We start from the raw sequence: 15,553 nt of genomic DNA on the forward strand, positions 1-15,553 counted from the left end.
TTACCAGTCACAATCCCGCTTATTCAGATTGAGAATACGCTTTCATCATAAAACATGACAGCGTTTTCGTCAACTGTTTTTTAGTTAAAAAGTTTGATAGATCATGTAGACAAAAATTCGTAAAAATTATTTGTGAAATACTTCACAATATCATGCTATACTATGCTCATCTATCAAAGAAAGCAGGAAAAGACAATGGAAACCCAAGCATTGCAAAAGGTTGAACAGTATGCTTTAAGAAAACAAGACATATTCGTTTCAAGCAAAATCCGTTATTTGCTCAGATCCATTTTGGCCAGCATGTTTATCGGTTTTGGCATTACAGCCGCAAGCAAAACAGGCAGCTATTTCTCTATTGCCGACTCACCGTTTGCCTTACCGGCTGCCGCTGTGACATTTGGAGCTGCTATTGTATTAATTGCATACGGAGGCGGGGATTTATTCACCGGCAACACCTTTTATTTCACTTATACCGCACTCCGGAAAAGAATCCGCTGGCGCGATACCGTGTATCTGTGGGCTTTCAGCTATATCGGCAATTTGATCGGAGCCGTTTTATTTGCGATTCTTATCAGCGCAACCGGGCTTTTCGAGGGGGCATCCCATTCCTTTTTGATTCAATTGGCAGAGCATAAGATGGAGCCGCCGGCGTCAGAGCTCTTTTTCCGAGGAATGCTGTGCAATTGGCTTGTATGTCTCGCTTTTTTCATTCCGATGTCTCTCAAAGGAGAAGGAGCAAAGCTGTTTGCCATGATGCTTTTCGTTTTCTGCTTTTTTATTTCCGGTTTCGAACACAGCATTGCCAATATGTGCACATTTGCGATCTCACTTATGATTGATCACCCTGATACAGTCACACTGGCGGGAGCAGTCAGAAACTTAATTCCTGTTACGCTCGGCAATCTGGCCGCAGGAATTGTGATGATGGGCTGGATGTATCACACGCTGAATGCCGATAAATAAAAAAACTTCCAGAGATCACTCCCTGCAAGTCAAAGCGGTTATTCCGAGAGATCTTGAAGACGCTGGACATGCAGCGTGATATAGCCGGCCTCGGACTCCGGCAAATGTAATTGATATTCATTTTTCAGAAACTCCGCCAGCTCCAGCGCACATTGATAGGCAAATGAATACTTTTTTTGGATGAAATAAAGCATCTCTTCGTCCATGACATGAAACGCTTCATTTGATTCCAACCGGCTGACCGCGTATCGCAAATGCGTGACAAGGCGTTGATAGGAAATGCTATTCTCATCCACCTTTCGATTAAAATAGTTTTCTATTTTCTCTATCATTTCTTTTATCATCGTCGTATGCTTCAGCGCTGAATACATACTCTCCGCATCCATCTTTGCCGTATGGATGTGAAGGGCAATATAACCCGCTTCATCTTCAGGCAGAGACACGCCCAATGTCTCTTTTACATGACCGATCGCCCACAGGCCGATCTCGTATTCTTTTTTATAGAGCGCCTTTATCTCATGCAATAATTTATTTTGCACAAGCAGCCCATTTTGAATCCTTTCGATCGCAAAGGACAAATGGTCAGAAAGCGCGATATGAATATGGTCGCTCAGCGGCGCCGCGAGCTCCCCTTCCGCATAGCTGATGATATCCTCAGCTATATCAATATGCTCCTCCGGCAGCGTTTGCAGGATTTGTTTAAACTTTTCATTCTCGTCGTGCACGACAAATATCTTTTCTACTTTATTCATAGGGATAAGATCATTTTTCTTTTTTTGAAAAGCGATTCCCGGTCCCATCACAATTTTTTCCTGATCATCCTCTTTAATTAAAGCCGCATTGTTGTTTAATACTTTATAGATTTTCAAGAGGCTCTCTCTCCCGCCAATTAGCTTTTATGACTGGGATTTTACCTCCTTTTGACCGCCATGTAAAGATGCGGGCCGGCCCTCTCCTGCTTTGGCGATTCCTTGAAGGCTTGCAGACATCTTCTTTTATAGAGAGCGGCGGCTTTCGCTTTCTGTTTTTCTTCGTCATTCACAGCCATCCGCCATTCATAAAACGAAACCAGTCCTGCGGCTTGCACCGCCGCTTTTCTTTGATATGTACGCTGAGCCGAATAAATAGCGGCAGCCGCATGTTTTCGGTCCGGCGCCACCCAGTTCATCAAAAAGACCATCCACACCCGTAAAGATACAAGCAAACGTTTCATAGAAAACATCCCTCCGCTTCTTTTTGGCAGGCAGCCTTTTTAGCAGCCCGTTTTTTCAGCCGCAGCTCACAGGAAAAGACGGCCGATTTCTTTTCTCGCAAACTAGCAGCTCTAGCAAAACTCATGACTCTATGATAGACCGTGGAAAGAGAATTCTTTGTCACAATATGAGTGAAAAAACCAACTAGTTTTTAGAAGTTTTGTTGAAAGCTGAAAGAAATGAAATGAAAATTGGAGAACCGCTTTAAAAAGTTTATACACAAGTTATCCCAAAGATAAGAACAACTTAATCACAAGAGATATCCACATGTCCACAAACCCCATCTATATTTTGTATAAGAACATATATTCCCAACTATATATATACACAGCTTTATTCACTTATACACAGGGTTCTGTGTATAACTCCTTCCTTATACACAACCAAAATCCAATAAATGGTCCAAATGACACAAGGATTTTTTTGAATTTTCAAGAAATATATACTAGATCTTCAACATTTTTTCTTAACTCAAAGGGGGAAACACATTGAAAAACGGGATTATTCGCTTTCTGCTTCTAGGTCTTGTTTTATTCTTTACGTTATCCACAGGAATGACAGGGGTACAGGCAGCACCGGTTTCTTCAAAAGGATCGGCAGACCTGGAAAAAGCCAAGGTATTCGGTGATATTGACATGACAACAAGCAAACAAACAACGGTGATTGTGGAATTAAAAGAAAAATCCTTGGCAGAGGCGAAGGAAGCGGGAGTAAACCAAACGAAAAGCAAGCTCAAAAACGCCCGCTCAAAAGCAAAAAACAAAGCTGTGAAAGCGGTGAAAAACGGAAAAGTAAAAAGGGAATATGAGCAGGTTTTCTCTGGATTTTCTATGAAGCTCCCAGCTAATGAAATTCCAAAACTCCTAGCAGTAGATGACGTTAAAGCTGTGTACCCGAACGTCACTTACAAAACAGACAATATAAAGGAGAAAGATGTCACCATCTCCGAGGACGCTGTATCTCCGCAAATGGATGACAGCGCGCCATATATCGGAGCAAACGACGCTTGGGATTTAGGCTACACTGGGAAAGGCGTCAAAGTCGCTGTTATTGATACAGGGGTTGAGTACAATCACCCTGATCTGAAAAAAAACTTCGGACAATATAAAGGATACGATTTTGTAGACAATGATTACGATCCGAAAGAAACACCAACGGGCGATCCGAGAGGCGAAGCCACTGACCACGGAACACACGTGGCCGGAACTGTCGCTGCGAACGGTACGATTAAAGGCGTAGCTCCTGATGCAACACTTCTCGCTTACCGCGTTCTCGGACCGGGAGGAAGCGGCACAACAGAAAACGTCATTGCAGGCGTGGAACGTGCTGTACAGGACGGAGCAGATGTGATGAACCTGTCTCTCGGAAACTCATTAAACAACCCGGACTGGGCGACGAGCACAGCGCTTGATTGGGCCATGTCAGAGGGCGTTGTCGCCGTTACATCAAATGGCAACAGCGGACCGAATGGCTGGACCGTCGGATCGCCTGGCACATCCAGAGAAGCGATTTCTGTCGGTGCAACGCAGCTTCCGCTCAATGAATACGCTGTCTCATTTGGCTCTTACTCTTCAGCAAAAGTCATGGGCTATGACAAAGAAGATGACGTTAAGGGGCTTCACAATAAAGAGGTCGAGCTTGTCGACGCTGGTCTCGGCGAAGAAAAGGACTTTGAAGGAAAAGATCTGAAAGGCAAAGTGGCACTCGTCAAACGGGGCAGCATTGCTTTTGTGGATAAAGCAGACAACGCCAAAAAAGCAGGCGCCATCGGCATGGTTGTGTATAACAATTTAGCTGGGGAAATTGAAGCCAATGTGCCTGGCATGTCTGTGCCAACGATTAAGCTTTCATTAGAAGACGGTGAAAAGCTCATCAGCGCCATGAAAGCTGGCGAGACAAAAGCAACATTCAAGTTGACGGTCTCAAAAGCGCTCGGTGAACAGGTTGCCGATTTCTCATCCCGCGGTCCTGTGATGGATACGTGGATGATTAAGCCGGATATTTCCGCGCCAGGCGTCAATATCGTCAGCACCATTCCAACACATGATCCTGACAGCCCATATGGCTACGGGTCAAAACAAGGAACGAGCATGGCATCACCTCATATCGCCGGAGCAGTTGCCGTCATCAAACAAGCTAAACCGAAATGGAGCGTAGAACAGATCAAAGCTGCCATCATGAATACCGCTGTCACATTAAAGGATGGCGATGGAGAAGTATATCCGCATAATGCCCAGGGCGCAGGCAGCGCAAGAATCATGAACGCGATCAAAGCCGACTCATTCGTCTCACCGGGAAGCTACTCGTACGGCACATTTTTGAAGGAAAAAGGAAACGAAACGAAGAAAAAAACCTTTACAATTGAAAATCAATCTTCCATTAGGAAGTCATACACCCTGGAATACTCATTCAACGGAAGCGGTATTTCCACATCCGGCACAAGCCGTGTTGTGATTCCGGCTCATAAAACCGGAAAAGCCACTGCAACAGTAAAGGTCAATACAAAGAAAACAAAAGCAGGCACCTATGAAGGAACTGTCATCGTAAGAGAAGGCGGAAAAACCGTCGCCAAGGTACCTACATTGCTGATCGTTAAAGAGCCGGATTATCCGAGGGTAACGTCTGTATCAGTTAATGAGGGCTCTAAGCAAGGCACCTATGAAATTGAAACCTACCTTCCTGCGGGAGCGGAAGAGCTGGCATTCCTTGTCTATGACAGCAACCTTGACTTTGCAGGCCAAGCAGGTATTTATAAACATCAAGATAAAGGCTACCAGTACTTTGACTGGGACGGCACGATTAATGGGGGTACAACACTTCCAGCCGGTGAATATTATATGCTCGCCTATGCAGCCAACAAAGGAAAATCAAGTCAAGTTCTGACCGAAGAGCCTTTTACTGTTGAATAAAAAGCAGCCCTGCCGAGAAACATCGGCGGGGCTTTTCCATACAGGCTTTAACGGCTTCATGCCTCGGCAAACGCCTCCTGTAAAAGGCGATAAGAATGAAGTTTATCCTCAAATCGATTCGTAATGGTTACCGCCATGATTTCCTCTGTATCATAAGCCTTACTCAAGGACATCAGCTGGTCCTTGACCTGTTTTTTCGTACCGACAATCATTCGATTTCTGTTATCAGCAATTCGTCTTTGTTCATAAGGAGAGTACGTATTGTTCCGGACAGCTTCATAATCAGGAACGCCTTCTAAAGGAATGCCCTGCTCCCCCGCCAAGAGAGTAAAATCAAGCACCGCAGCAAGCTGTTCCGCTTTCTCCTCTGTATCCGCACATAGAACAAAAACAGCAACTGCCGCCCGAGGCGTTTCTCCTAACACAGTTGGCTTAAATCGTCTCTTATATTGTCTGACCGTATCCTCTCCGCCCTCGCCATTAATAAAGTGGGCAAACATATAGCCGGCACCCGATTCAGCGGCAAGCAAGGCACTTTCTCCGGATGAACCGAGCAGCCACACATCCGGTGCGCTGGATATATGAGGCGCAGCCGTCAGATTCGGAAAACGGTGTTTGTCATCCGCCAAATCATGCAAATACATCGTCAGTTCCTTGATTTGCTGCGGGTACTGATCAGCATTGCGCTTTCCGCCGTCATTGAGCGCCCAAGATGCAATCGGCATTCCTCCCGGCGCTCTGCCTAGGCCGAGATCAATTCTTCCCGGCGTCAAGCCTTCCAGCACACGAAAATTCTCCGCTACTTTATAGGCACTGTAGTGCGGCAGCATAACACCGCCTGACCCCACCCTGATCCGGTTCGTTTTCGCCGCAATGTGGCTGATCAGCACCTCTGGACTGGACCCTGCCAGGCGCTTTGAAAAGTGATGCTCTGAAACCCAAAATCTCTTATATCCAAGACCCTCAGCCGCCTGGGCAAGCTCAACGGTTTCCCGTAATGCCGTTTCTGCCGAGCTTCCCTCGGACACCGGAGATTGATCTAATATACTTAATGATAACATCCCTACCACCTCGTCCTCATCGTATCACTGATCCATTATTTTTTCTTCTAAGCCGCTCACACTGTTCATCAGTGTCTCCCGATCAATCGTCATTTATTTGTGTCAACTTGTCTCTATTTGTCGGAATATGTTACACGTGAAACATAAAAACCTCTCCGCCAGCGGAGAGGTTTCACATTTAGTTCTTATTAAAGCCTTTTTCTTTCACATATTCATTTAAGTACGTACGCGGTTTCTGCTTCATAAAGTTCAGAATTTGATCAGACCACGTTTCCACCCGCTGACCATTTGTTCTTTCTCTATAATAATCAGAAATGGTTTTGTCATATGCACTCATATGTTTACGAAAATCCTCGTCATTCACGTTATAGGTATTTTCATGATATACAGCCTGCTTCGGCAATCTCGGTTTTTTGCCGGATGGGTTGGCAGGATGTCCTACAGCCAGGCCAAAAAGCGGGAGCACATGGTCAGGCGTTTGCAGCACCTCTGTCACCTTGTCCAGTTCATTCCGAATGCCTCCGATATAACATATGCCAAGCCCCATTGATTCTGCGGCGATGCTCATATTTTGAGCCGCAAGCGCAGCATCAATTAAACTGACCATAAACATTTCCGTATTTTCCAGCAGCTCAGAGATATGTTCGCCTTTTTCTTCAGCCAGTTTTTGATGACGGTACAAGTCCGCGCAAAACACAAAAAAGTGACCGTTATGTTCAACATAAGGCTGATTCCCCGCAAGCACAGACAGCTCACGTTTTTTCTCCGGATCGGAAACACCGATAATCGAATAAGCCTGCACATAGCTGGACGTAGGCGCAGCCTGCGCGCTTTTCACTAATGTATCAATTTCCTCAGCTGTCAAAAGCTGATCAGTAAATGATCGGATCGACCGATGGTTTAAAATGGTTTCAATTGTGTTGTTCATCACAAGAACCTCCTTATCTGTTTTTATCATATCCGAAAAAAAGCGAACTCAAAAGTGAAATGCTCTACAAAAAAAGAGACAGCCCTTAAAGGCTGTCTGCATTTTATGAATTAAACAAATAACTTCTGTATCTCGTCAGCTGAACACTCGCATTATACACAATACCGAAACCAATTAACGTGGCAAGCGTCGAGCTTCCCCCATAGCTGACAAACAGCAGCGGAATCCCGGTAACAGGCATAATACCGATATTCATCCCGATATTCTGGAATGTGTGGATAACAATTAACGCCGTATAACCTACGCAAAAGAATGAAGCAAAACGGTTGAATGGATGGATCTTGTCAATCAAAACGACAAGTCTATAGATTAAGAAGAAGAACATGATAACAACAAAGGCACAGCCTAAAAAGCCAAATGATTCACCTATTATAGAAAAGATGAAGTCAGTCGTACTTTCCGGAACATAAACCTTCAAATCAGAAATACCATTTCCTATAATGCCACCAGATCCTATAGCCATGATAGCTTGATCAACCTGCCAGCTGCTATTTGCATCTTCCTGCGTCTCACTTGAATCAGAAACCCAAGAAGTGACCCGCTTAATTTGATAATCCTGTATCCCAACTGATTTAGCAACGTCAGGAAAATTAATCATGACTAATAAAATGAGTGAAATAAATAGAATACCTGAACCGGCAATGATCGTGATCAGCTTCCAATTTATCCCTGACATAAAAATCATTACAAGAACGATAAACATACATATTCCTGCCGTCCCAGCATCTTGCATCAGGATAAGACCAACAGGGATAACAGCTACACCCGCAATTTTTAATAAAAGGTGAATATCATCCCTGAGCGTCCGAACCCCTTTAGGATTGGCCTTTCCAATGACTGACGCAATCATCATAATCAAACCAACCTTCATGAACTCTGACGGCTGTATAGTTATCTTTCCAATCCTAAACCAGCTTTTTGCGCCTTTAATAACAGGTGCTATGGACTCAGGACTGATTTTAAGAATAATCAAAGATAAAATACCAATGATAAAAATATATAAACTTAATTTTTCAAGCTGTTCTAAATCAAAGTACAGAAGAACTGTAATAGCAACAGCGCCCAAAAAATAAAACACAATTTGCTGTATCCAATCCGTATTCCCATACTGCCCAAACTGACCGGCAGCATAAATTGATACTACACTTATGATAAAAAACACACCAAATATAAAAATCAAATCCCCCTGATAAAAGGGGCTTTGCTGTTTCTTATATCGACTCATTCTATCCCGCCTTACATTTTCATCGGAAAATCACTAATGTTTATTATACATGAACCACGTTCAAGATGACACGTGAAGCTCGTTTCCTTTTTTGTTTTTTGCGCGCAGTTGTGGCGCTTTTTCAGCTACACGAAATATGACGTATCATAAACCGAAATGTTTCGATTGACACAAAACTTTTCAAATGAAAAAACCCCTATTTCTAAAGGGTCATGCATGCAGTCTCTTATTAAATATGTATTTATTGAAGGTTCCTTTCGTACAGCAAGTTGCTAGAAAACCAAGGCAGAAGTAAACAAACTGCTCCATTCTCTCGGTTTCCATACATTCTCCTAGCGGATAGGCGATAAAAAATAAGGCAATAGTGCCAGACCATTTCCACAATTACCTGTATCAATTTCTGGAAAACATGGTATAATAATTGTAACAAAACGTTCACAAAACAACCACAAAACAGACACAATTCATTTCCTCTACTTCATTTTTGTAAACGCTGTCACAAAATGAAAGGAGACGGGTATGATGGACATGTTTTTTGCTTATTTATTGGTTGCCAGTGCTACTCCCCTCTTTATATGGCTCGATAACAAAAAAGTCGCACTCTCTGCTATTCCGCCAATTATTTTAATGTGGGTATTCTTCTTCTTTTACGCAACAGAAAGCCTTTCTCCACTCGGACACACTCTCATGATTATCCTGTTTGCCGTCAACGTCATTGTCGCTCATATTGCGGCTTTTATCATTTATGGCCTTCCTTATCTTCGCAGAAAGCGAAGCAGCAGCTGAAACAGCAGCTGAAACAGCAAAAAAACCCTCTTCTGGACGAAGAGGGTTTTTTGCTTATTCGTTGTGGCCTGAGTGCTCTGAGTGTTCAGCGCCTCCAGGAGGATTTCCATCCATGTGGTCACCGTGATGATAGTGAGCCGCGAAAATCCAGATGGATCCAAGCACGATAACGATCGCGCCGAAGAATCCGAACAGCGTGTTTCCGACTTGGATACCGCCGTTTTCGCTCTCTGTCATGTGCATGAACATGAGGAGCTGGAGCGCCGCCTGAATGAAGGCGAAGCCGAAAATGATCCAAAGTTTTGCTGATGGACTCAATTCAGTATACACTGCAACCCATAGAGCCAGCAGGGTCAAAACAATAGAAAGTGCAAAACCTACAATGTGCTTCCATGGAAAGTGACTGTGTTCAGCAGATTTGTTTGCCATTTTACAGACCCCCCAATCCCATGAGATAGACACCTGTAAAGATGAAAATCCATACAACATCTAAGAAGTGCCAGTACAAGCTTGAGATAAAGATTTTAGATGAAGTTTGCGGAGTTAAGCCGCGTTTCTTCAACTGAATCAGAATGCCTGCAATCCAGAAAATACCGATTGTTACGTGAGTTCCGTGAGTTCCAAGTAAAACAAAGAATCCAGACCAGAACGCACTTGTACCGAGAGATGCTCCTTCATGTACATAATGGACAAACTCGTTGATCTCACAACCGACGAAGCCGGCGCCGAGAAGAAGAGTGATAATTGTCCAAATGACGACGCCTTTTAAACTTCCGCGGCGCATTTCATGAACAGCGATCCCGCAGGTAAAGCTGCTGATAAGCAGCAAGAACGTCATAATCATTACCAGATTCACTTCAAACAGTTCGTCCGGTAAGACACCTCCTGCTGTTCTGTTTTGAAGAACGAAGAAGGTTGCAAATAGTGTTGAGAACAACACAATTTCTGCCCCTAAAAAGATCCAAAACCCGAGAATATTAAGTCTGCCGGTTTCAGATTGATATTCCATAGGCGCGTTAGAATTGCCGTGTTCTGCATGTTCCATAACTCACGCCTCCTTATTCGGAAATCTTTCTTTCCGTCTCTTTTATTTCATCAACACTAACGTAGTAGCCATTGTCGTATTCGAATGAACGCAGCACCATGCAGAGCAGGACTCCGATTAATCCGACTACGCCCATCCAGTACCATTCAAAGACAAGTCCAAAGCCTGCGATACCAAAGGCAACAGACATAAAGAACGGTCTGCCTGAGTTGCTTGGCATATGGATTTTCTTGAATTTGCTTTCAGGGTATAATTCAGTTTTTTCTTCTTTCATGTGCAGGAATGCATCTTGGGATTTGACTTCAGGAAGCACCGCAAAGTTGTAGTGCGGCGGAATCGCAGATGAAGTCGCCCAATCAAGCGTACGTCCCACACCCCATGAATCTCCGCTGATTTCACGAGTAGAGTAACGGAAGCTGTAGTAGATGTTATAGCAAAGGATTAAGAATCCTACACCCATCATGAAAGCTCCGACTGTTGAAATAAAGTTCAATGTTGTCCAGCCATCATTCGGTCCGTATGTGTAAATACGGCGAGGCATACCTTGAAGCCCCAAGAAATATTGCGGGAAGAAACAAATATTGAACCCGATCATAAAGATCCAGAAGAACCATTTTCCGATTTTTTCGTTCAGTTTGTGGCCGAACATTTTTGGATACCAGAAAATAAATCCTGCGAAACAAGCAAATACAGTACCCGCGATCAGCACGTAGTGGAAGTGAGATACCAGGAAGTACGTATTATGGTATTGATAATCCGCTGCTGCCATCGCAAGCATAACCCCTGTAACCCCGCCGATAACGAAGTTAGGAATGAATGCAAGCGCCCACAGCATAGGCGTTGTAAAGCTGATTCGGCCTTTATACATGGTAAAGAGCCAGTTAAAGATTTTAACCCCGGTCGGAATCGAGATTGCCATTGTCGTAATTGAGAAGAATGAGTTAACGGACGCACTGTTCCCCATTGTGAAGAAGTGGTGAGTCCAAACTAAGAAACTCAATACGGAGATGGCGATAATCGAACCAACCATCGCTTTGTAACCAAACAATTGTTTTCTTGCAAAGCTTGAGATGATTTCTGAGAAAATACCGAACGCCGGAAGAATAACGATATATACTTCAGGATGTCCCCAAATCCAGAACAGGTTGGCCCAAAGCATCGGCATACCGCCTGCTTCCAGTGTGAAAAAGTGAGCGCCGAACAAACGATCAAATGATAAGAGTGCTAAAGCTACTGTAAGCACAGGGAAAGCAAACACGATAATAACCATTGTGATCAGTGTTGTCCATGTGAACATTGGCATACGCATCAGTGTCATGCCTTTTGTTCTCATTTTTAAGATTGTGACCATAAAGTTGATCCCTGTCATCAGGGTACCGATCCCGGCAATCTGAAGTCCGAGGAGGTAGTAGTTCTCACCCGGTCCAGGGCTCATGTCGTTACTTGCAAGCGGCATGTAACTTGTCCAGCCTGCGTTCGGAGAACCTCCGATAACGAAAGAAATATTGAAAAGCATAGCCCCTACGAAGAACGTCCAGAAACTCAGGTTGTTCAAGTAAGGAAATGCAACGTCGCGAGCACCGATTTGAAGAGGTACAACAACGTTAATAAGACCGATTAAAAACGGCATCGCCATGAAGATGATCATGATCGTACCGTGAGTCGTAAAAATTTCATTATAGTGGTTTGAGTCTAAAAAACTGTTATTCGGAAGCGCTAGCTGGGCACGCATCATCAAACCGTCGACACCGCCGCGGAATAACATAATTACAGCAGATATAATATACATGATTCCGAGTTTTTTGTGGTCAACAGTTGTTATCCATTCAGACCAGAGCCATTTCCATTTCTTGAAGTAGGTCAGTACAACAATGATGGCGATGGTAGATAGTGCAATGGAAACTTGTGCGCCCAGAATTAATGGGTCACCTGTTACAAAAAATTCATCCCATTTAAATTTCATGCGGGCTTCCTCCTTTCCTGATCAATATCATTCTTCTGTATCATCAGACTTCTTAAATTCATTTTCCTTTACGTTTTCAAACGGATCTGTTTTAGAGTGCGGTGAAACGGCTTGGTAGCCAAGGCGTTTGCGGGCCTCCATCGCGTATTCTGCGTCTTGTCCGTGATCAACGTATTTTAAGTGAGTAGAAGAGAACGTTAATTCGTCCACATTTTCAGGAAGCATCAATTGATCATACTTCTCTTTTGTCAACTTAGGAGCCTCATTTTGAGTCTTTTTCACCCAGCTGTTAAAGTCTTTTTCTGTTACAGCATTCACATCAAACTCTTGGTCGGCAAAATGTTCACCTGTGAAGTTCGCGTTGCGGCCTTCATAAGTTCCCACTTCATCAGCCTGTAAGTATTGATCCATCAGCATTCCAGCCATCGCGTATTTTTGTCCTCCAAGCTGAGGAATCCATAGCGAAGCCATTGAATCTGCAGATGAGATTTTAAACAAGATCGGGCGGTCGACAGGAATGTTTAAGTAGTTGACCGTTTCAATATCCTGTTCAGGGTAGCTGAATACCCATTTCCAGTCTACCGAAGTAGCATAAACAACAAGAGGCTCTTTATCCTTTGTTGCTTCAGGAGCTTTTTCTAACGAATATATCGTCTGTACGGTTGGCACAGAAAGTGCGATGACGATTAAAATTGGGATCACTGTCCAGACTACTTCTAAGAACGTGTTACCATGAATTTCTGGGTTATAAGATCCATTATCTTTGCCTTTACGGTCGCGGTATTTTACTAAAATAATGGTAAAAAGAACAAAGACGACCCCGACGATAAACAGCATAAATCCGATAGATAACAGGATTAAATCACTTTGCTGATCAGCCACAGGCCCTTTCGGATCTAGTACTGAAGCATTGCTGCATCCCCCAAGGACAAAAACCACAGTTAACAGCGCTAATACAAGTAACGGTTTTAATGCTCTGAACAAGAAGATCACCATCCTTCCTATTGATGTAATAAATCTGAAGTGCATACTTCCTCAAAATCTTTTCTCTACTTTGTTATGCTATCAAAAACTTCACTTATTAGCTTTATTTTTTTATAAACTTCATCCCATTTTCGCTTAAATGTCATAAAATCGACAAAATTTGCTCCAACTTTATTCACATCTATCGCTTAATATGAAAAGTTTCTAGTTATTTCCGCATATAAGTAAAGAAAGAAGATGAAGAACTATTTCTGACAAATAAAGGTTTACCACAATAAAAAACCTAGGTCAATCAAAAATTTCATTTTGTTAAACTTTCTACAAGGGAATTAATTTTTCCTTGGCTAGCATCTTTTCACACGATTACCATTTTAACGCAATGCATATTGAAAGAAAAGGCTCAATAGAGCGGCGATATGCTCTGAACTGTTCCCTCTTTTTGATTAGCACATTCAATTGTTTATCCTATACAAAAAGGAGGAATGATATAAGCAAATAAATCTAAAATAGGATGTGTTGCATGATGAGTTTCATAATTTCACTTATCGTAGCTATTATTATCGGATGGGTTGGTAGCCTGTTTGTAAAAGGAGATATGCCCGGAGGAATTATCGGGTCGATGATCGCAGGTCTTATTGGTGCCTGGATCGGGCACGGGCTGCTTGGAACATGGGGACCGCATCTTGCCGGATTTGCCATTATCCCGGCGATTATCGGTTCAGCAATTGTTGTCTTTCTCGTAAGCCTCTTAGCAAGAAAAAGAGGATAGAAACAACAGAGCCCAAAGCGTGAGCGTTTTGGGCTCTTTTTTAATAGGAAAAAGCCTCTTCCCTTAACGGTTGAGGCTTTTTCCTTGTTTGACGCCTAAACAATGGATAAACCTGTTGAAGGCCTGTTTTCCTTCGGGTGTCTGTTTAAATACGCCGGCATGTTCAAGAATGCGTGCGAATACATGACCAAGCTCTTCTTTTATGACCTGTTCCGCATTCCCTTTTGTTATGGTTCTTCTTTCCATCAGACGAAGAGCCCAATCTTTATGTTTAGCGGTCAGCTCATTTTCTTCTAATGCTGTTTTCGGATCAGCAGAGCACATTGCCGCTTCCGTTGCTTTCATTTCTTCCTGTAAACGGCCCGGCAATATCGCTAAGCCCATGACCTCAATCAAACCGATATTTTCTTTTTTGATATGATGAACCTCTTGATGAGGATGAAAGATTCCTAATGGATGCTCCTCATCCGTCCGATTGTTTCTCAGCACGATGTCGAGTTCATACGAGCCTCCCCTGCGTCTTGCAATCGGCGTGACCGTATTGTGCGGCGTATCCCCTGTAAAGGCGGCTATGCCGGCTTTTTCATCAGAATATTGCTGCCATGTACGGAATATATGGTCCGCTGCGTCAGCGACTCTATCTGGATCGTCCCCCTGGAGCCTGAGCACAGACATTGGCCATTTCACTAAGCCCAGCGACACACCGGGATGACCCATCAATTCATATCTCTCCTCCATTTCGGCACGCGCCATCGGAAAATCGTGCGCCCCGCCTTGAAAATGGTCGTGGCTTAGGATGCTGCCCCCGACAATCGGCAGGTCTGCGTTTGATCCGATAAAATAATGCGGATATTGCCCGAGGAATGAGAGCAGTCTTTCAAACGTTTTTTTGCTGATCTCCATCGGTTCATGCTCACCCTTTAAAACGATGCAATGCTCCGGATAATACACATATGGCGAGAATTGCAAATACCATTGCTCGTCTCTGAGAATAACAGGAATGATTCTGTGATTCTGCCGGGCCGGATGGTTCACACTTCCCTCAAAGCCGACATTTTCCTTACAAAGCACACAAGGCGGATAATTCGTCTGCGTCTGTTCTTTGGCAGCCGCAATCGCTTTCGGATCCTTTTCGGGCTTTGACAGGTTGATTGTTATTTCCAGCTCGCCATATTCGGTCGGCACCGTCCAATGAACGTTTTTAGCGATTCTGTCCGACCTAATATAATAGACATCCTCTGCATATTGATAAAACTCTTTTGTCGCCTGTTTCGGTCCGTATAACGCCTTTGTCTCTTCAAACTTGCGGATGACCTCAGAGGGAGGCGGGACAAAACAGCCCATCAGCTTCGCACTGAGCAAATCTCGATAGGTGTCTGTATTTGCTTCTATGCGGCCGGTTTCTGCCGCCCACTCGTAAATAGGAGAAAGCAAGTCAGGAAGACGTTGGCTCTGCTTAATAGGTGTGCTTGAGACCGGCTGGGGATGTTTGATGTCCAGCACTTCATAAAGTCGGTTTCTCGTATATTCCTGATCCCAGATCGATATCAGTTTTCGTTCCAGCCCATACTCGATCAGCTGTTCCAGATGTTCAAAAATGCTCATGT

Annotated in this window: 14 protein-coding genes; 4 read left to right on the forward strand and 10 right to left on the reverse strand. The window is 43.7% G+C overall.

All coding sequences use genetic code 11. The features are described 5' to 3' along the window. Positions 1 to 195: 195 nt before the first annotated feature. Complete coding sequence (locus NST56_RS20385; RefSeq protein ID WP_286059320.1) at positions 196 to 963, forward strand: formate/nitrite transporter family protein; 768 nt, start codon at positions 196 to 198, stop codon at positions 961 to 963. Positions 964 to 1,001: 38 nt separating this feature from the next. Here NST56_RS20385 and sacT read toward each other — a convergent pair whose 3' ends face one another. Together sacT and NST56_RS20395 are read right to left on the reverse strand one after the other, a co-directional pair. After that, positions 1,002 to 1,832, reverse strand: a complete 831-nt coding sequence (sacT, locus tag NST56_RS20390) for a sac operon transcriptional antiterminator SacT (RefSeq protein ID WP_010332347.1) — start codon at positions 1,830 to 1,832, stop codon at positions 1,002 to 1,004. Between the two features lie 41 nt (positions 1,833 to 1,873). Next, complete coding sequence (locus NST56_RS20395) at positions 1,874 to 2,176, reverse strand: hypothetical protein (protein ID WP_010332348.1); 303 nt, start codon at positions 2,174 to 2,176, stop codon at positions 1,874 to 1,876. 528 nt (positions 2,177 to 2,704) lie between these two features. Here NST56_RS20395 and NST56_RS20400 point away from each other — a divergent pair. Next, positions 2,705 to 5,125: a S8 family serine peptidase gene (locus tag NST56_RS20400; RefSeq protein WP_339178809.1), complete on the forward strand. Its 2,421-nt coding sequence runs from the start codon at positions 2,705 to 2,707 to the stop codon at positions 5,123 to 5,125. Between the two features lie 56 nt (positions 5,126 to 5,181). On the opposite strand, the gene NST56_RS20405 is transcribed toward NST56_RS20400, so the two are convergent. From NST56_RS20405 to rodA, 3 genes are all read right to left on the reverse strand, one after another. Next, positions 5,182 to 6,186 carry an LLM class flavin-dependent oxidoreductase gene (locus tag NST56_RS20405; protein WP_268448035.1) on the reverse strand — a complete coding sequence of 335 codons (1,005 nt, stop codon included), beginning with the start codon at positions 6,184 to 6,186 and terminating at the stop codon, positions 5,182 to 5,184. A gap of 178 nt (positions 6,187 to 6,364) precedes the next feature. Continuing rightward, entirely contained in the window at positions 6,365 to 7,114 is a 750-nt protein-coding gene (gene nfsA / locus NST56_RS20410) for an oxygen-insensitive NADPH nitroreductase (RefSeq protein WP_268444650.1), read from the reverse strand. A 103-nt stretch (positions 7,115 to 7,217) separates the two neighbouring features. Continuing rightward, positions 7,218 to 8,399 carry a cell shape-determining peptidoglycan glycosyltransferase RodA gene (gene rodA, locus NST56_RS20415; protein WP_339178815.1) on the reverse strand — a complete coding sequence of 394 codons (1,182 nt, stop codon included), beginning with the start codon at positions 8,397 to 8,399 and terminating at the stop codon, positions 7,218 to 7,220. A 519-nt stretch (positions 8,400 to 8,918) separates the two neighbouring features. Here rodA and ywcE point away from each other — a divergent pair. Beyond that, positions 8,919 to 9,185 carry a spore morphogenesis/germination protein YwcE gene (gene ywcE / locus NST56_RS20420; protein WP_081638379.1) on the forward strand — a complete coding sequence of 89 codons (267 nt, stop codon included), beginning with the start codon at positions 8,919 to 8,921 and terminating at the stop codon, positions 9,183 to 9,185. Between the two features lie 54 nt (positions 9,186 to 9,239). On the opposite strand, the gene qoxD is transcribed toward ywcE, so the two are convergent. Genes qoxD through qoxA form a run of 4 tightly spaced genes read right to left on the reverse strand, consistent with a single transcriptional unit; the run spans position 9,240 to position 13,186 of the window. Next, a complete protein-coding gene (gene qoxD, locus NST56_RS20425) occupies positions 9,240 to 9,614 on the reverse strand; it encodes a cytochrome aa3 quinol oxidase subunit IV (protein WP_024123290.1) in 375 nt (124 codons plus the stop codon). Position 9,615: 1 nt separating this feature from the next. After that, positions 9,616 to 10,230 (reverse strand): cytochrome aa3 quinol oxidase subunit III, encoded by a 615-nt coding sequence (qoxC, locus tag NST56_RS20430; RefSeq protein ID WP_010332353.1) that lies wholly within the window; start codon positions 10,228 to 10,230, stop codon positions 9,616 to 9,618. A gap of 13 nt (positions 10,231 to 10,243) precedes the next feature. Continuing rightward, positions 10,244 to 12,193 carry a cytochrome aa3 quinol oxidase subunit I gene (gene qoxB / locus NST56_RS20435; protein ID WP_010332354.1) on the reverse strand — a complete coding sequence of 650 codons (1,950 nt, stop codon included), beginning with the start codon at positions 12,191 to 12,193 and terminating at the stop codon, positions 10,244 to 10,246. A gap of 27 nt (positions 12,194 to 12,220) precedes the next feature. Further along, a complete protein-coding gene (qoxA, locus tag NST56_RS20440) occupies positions 12,221 to 13,186 on the reverse strand; it encodes a cytochrome aa3 quinol oxidase subunit II (RefSeq protein WP_081720819.1) in 966 nt (321 codons plus the stop codon). A 514-nt stretch (positions 13,187 to 13,700) separates the two neighbouring features. Between qoxA and NST56_RS20445 the strand changes: the two genes are divergently transcribed. Further along, positions 13,701 to 13,946, forward strand: coding sequence for a GlsB/YeaQ/YmgE family stress response membrane protein (locus tag NST56_RS20445; RefSeq protein WP_010332356.1), 246 nt, complete (start codon positions 13,701 to 13,703; stop codon positions 13,944 to 13,946). A 63-nt stretch (positions 13,947 to 14,009) separates the two neighbouring features. Here the strand turns inward: NST56_RS20445 and galT are convergent, their stop codons facing one another. Then, a complete protein-coding gene (gene galT / locus NST56_RS20450) occupies positions 14,010 to 15,551 on the reverse strand; it encodes a UDP-glucose--hexose-1-phosphate uridylyltransferase (protein ID WP_339178819.1) in 1,542 nt (513 codons plus the stop codon). Between the last annotated feature and the right edge of the window lie 2 nt (positions 15,552 to 15,553).

The sequence above is a fragment of the Bacillus sp. FSL R5-0560 genome (assembly GCF_037966305.1).
GTDB classification, from domain to species: Bacteria; Bacillota; Bacilli; order Bacillales; family Bacillaceae; genus Bacillus; species Bacillus mojavensis.

Coding starts and splice junctions, on each gene's coding strand:
- NST56_RS20385 (WP_286059320.1), top strand. CDS start 196: ATGGAAACCCAAGCATTGCAAAAGGTTGAACAGTATGCTTTAAGAAAA.
- NST56_RS20395 (WP_010332348.1), bottom strand. CDS start 2,176: ATGAAACGTTTGCTTGTATCTTTACGGGTGTGGATGGTCTTTTTGATG.
- NST56_RS20405 (WP_268448035.1), bottom strand. CDS start 6,186: ATGTTATCATTAAGTATATTAGATCAATCTCCGGTGTCCGAGGGAAGC.
- nfsA (WP_268444650.1), bottom strand. CDS start 7,114: ATGAACAACACAATTGAAACCATTTTAAACCATCGGTCGATCCGATCA.
- rodA (WP_339178815.1), bottom strand. CDS start 8,399: ATGAGTCGATATAAGAAACAGCAAAGCCCCTTTTATCAGGGGGATTTG.
- ywcE (WP_081638379.1), top strand. CDS start 8,919: ATGATGGACATGTTTTTTGCTTATTTATTGGTTGCCAGTGCTACTCCC.
- qoxD (WP_024123290.1), bottom strand. CDS start 9,614: ATGGCAAACAAATCTGCTGAACACAGTCACTTTCCATGGAAGCACATT.
- qoxC (WP_010332353.1), bottom strand. CDS start 10,230: ATGGAACATGCAGAACACGGCAATTCTAACGCGCCTATGGAATATCAA.
- qoxB (WP_010332354.1), bottom strand. CDS start 12,193: ATGAAATTTAAATGGGATGAATTTTTTGTAACAGGTGACCCATTAATT.
- NST56_RS20445 (WP_010332356.1), top strand. CDS start 13,701: ATGAGTTTCATAATTTCACTTATCGTAGCTATTATTATCGGATGGGTT.
- galT (WP_339178819.1), bottom strand. CDS start 15,551: ATGAGCATTTTTGAACATCTGGAACAGCTGATCGAGTATGGGCTGGAA.